The sequence below is a fragment of the Psychrobacter sp. genome (assembly GCF_036731945.1).
Classification (GTDB): domain Bacteria; phylum Pseudomonadota; class Gammaproteobacteria; order Pseudomonadales; family Moraxellaceae; genus Psychrobacter.
The window spans coordinates 39,021-41,198 of sequence record NZ_DAINDI010000027.1; the positions used below are offsets into that span (position 1 = coordinate 39,021).

The following is a 2,178-nucleotide window of genomic DNA, read 5'->3' on the forward strand; positions in this document are numbered from 1 at the left end:
GGCCGTCGATTGAGAGCTTTAAATTTGTATAATCGGTCATGGAACATCCTTGTTATAATTTTTATAAAGTTTCTTTATTGATAAACGCGCATAAGCAAGTTATTTATATAAAATTATTAGCGTAATTGACTCAACGCATCATCTTGCATAAGCTGGCGCGAGACAATCACCCGCATAATCTCATTGGTACCCTCCAAAATCTGATGCACACGCAAGTCTCGCACATGGCGCTCAAGCGGATATTCATTGAGATAACCATAGCCACCATGCAGCTGTAAGGCTTCATTGGCAACATCGAAACAAAGATCAGTGGAGAGACGCTTGGCCATGGCACAGTAGGTAGAGGCTTGCGCGTCATTGTTATCGATTTTGCTAGCAGCCAAATACAGCATTTGCCTTGCAGTAATGGTTTGGGTGAGCATATCAGCAAGTTTAAACTGTACTGACTGTAGGCTAGCAATCGGGCTGCCGAACTGGCTACGCTCTTGCACGTAATTGGTCGCGGTCTCAAGCGCTGACTGCGCGGTACCAACTGCACAGATACCGATATTAATACGACCGCCATCTAAGCCTTTCATCGCAATACGAAAGCCTTGACCTTCCTCGCCGATGAGATTTTCAGCGGGTACTTTGACATTTTTAAAACTAATCGTTCGCGTTGGTTGCGCTTTCCAGCCCATTTTATGCTCGTTTTTGCCATACTCAATACCATCGCTATGGGCATCTACGACAAATGCCGAGATCCCTTTTGGCCCTGCAGCGCCTGTACGTGCCATGACCACTAACACATCGGTTGAACCGGCCCCTGATATAAAAGTTTTCTCGCCATTAAGCACATAATAGTCGCCTTGCTTATCGGCTTTGGTACGTAATGAAGCCGCATCAGAACCGGCATTCGGCTCTGTTAAGCAGTAACTACCAAGCCATTCACCACTGACCATATTGGGCAAATACTTCTTACAGAGCGCGTCACTACCATATTCACCAATCATCCAACCCGCCATATTATGAATACTCATATAAGCGGCAACAGCGGTATCACCGCAGGCCAACTCTTCAAACACCATGGCAGAGTCTAAGCGTGGTAGCCCTAAGCCATCATAGTCTGGATTGGTATACAGCCCTAAAAAGCCAAGCTCGCCGGTTTTTTTGATGACATCGATGGGAAAATGCGAGGTACGATCCCACTCAGCAGCATTGGGCTTTAGCTCTTTTTGCGCAAACTGTCTGGCAGTTTGGCGAAAGGCGATTTGGTCTTCGGTCAATGAAAAATCCATAGGGTCATCCTTGTGCATGTATAGCAAATATGGGAAAAAAGATTATAAGCCGTCAGTCTACTGTGGTTTAAACCGTGCTGGTTATACAGTATAGCAGCGCTATAACGACAATCATAAATCATGCTTTTGCTAAAAAATACTGAGCAAGATTGTCGCTATGTCGCTTGGACGCTGCAAATATAGTCGATTGACGACTACATTGAAATAGTAGTATTAACGCTGCGGCTTGCCTCGTCATCAAACCAGCGGGCAGTGACCGTTTTGGTTTGGGTATAGAACTGTACCGCTTGCTTACCATAAGGACCCAAATCGCCAAGCTTACTAGCACGTGAGCCTGAGAATGAGAACATCGGTAGTGGCACAGGAATTGGCAAGTTAATACCGATTTGACCAACCATAATATCTTGTTGAAATTTATGCGCAGCAGCGCCTGACTGAGTGAAGATAGCGGTACCATTACCATGTGGATTGGCATTGAGTAGCTCAATCGCTTCATCAAGGTCAGCTGCACGCATGATACACAGTACTGGGCCAAAAATTTCTTCTTTATAAATTTGCATATCCGCAGTGACGTTATCAAAGATAGTCGGGCCTACAAAGTTGCCCTTCTCAAACCCTTCAACAGTAATACCGCGACCATCAAGAAGTAAACTAGCACCCTCTTCTACTCCCGTACCAATTAAGTGCTCGACACGCGCTTTTGCGGCAGGAGAAATCAGTGGACCTAAATCCTTGTCATTTTTACCTGCTGAGACTACTAAGCCTTCAGCTTTGGCTTTGATATCATCAATCCACTCACCTGCTTCACCAACTAACACCACGACCGACAGCGCCATACAACGTTGACCAGCAGCGCCAAATGCAGCTCCCGCTAGTTGATTGAGTGTTTGTTCTTTATTGG

General features: G+C 45.6%; 2 protein-coding genes. Both read right to left on the reverse strand.

The features are described from left to right. Positions 1-116: 116 nt before the first annotated feature. Positions 117-1,277, reverse strand: a complete 1,161-nt coding sequence (locus tag V7D75_RS07380) for an acyl-CoA dehydrogenase family protein (protein ID WP_333614038.1) — start codon at positions 1,275-1,277, stop codon at positions 117-119. A 194-nt stretch (positions 1,278-1,471) separates the two neighbouring features. Continuing rightward, the coding region (locus V7D75_RS07385) for an aldehyde dehydrogenase family protein (RefSeq protein ID WP_333614039.1) at positions 1,472-2,178 on the reverse strand (707 nt) is incomplete at its 5' end.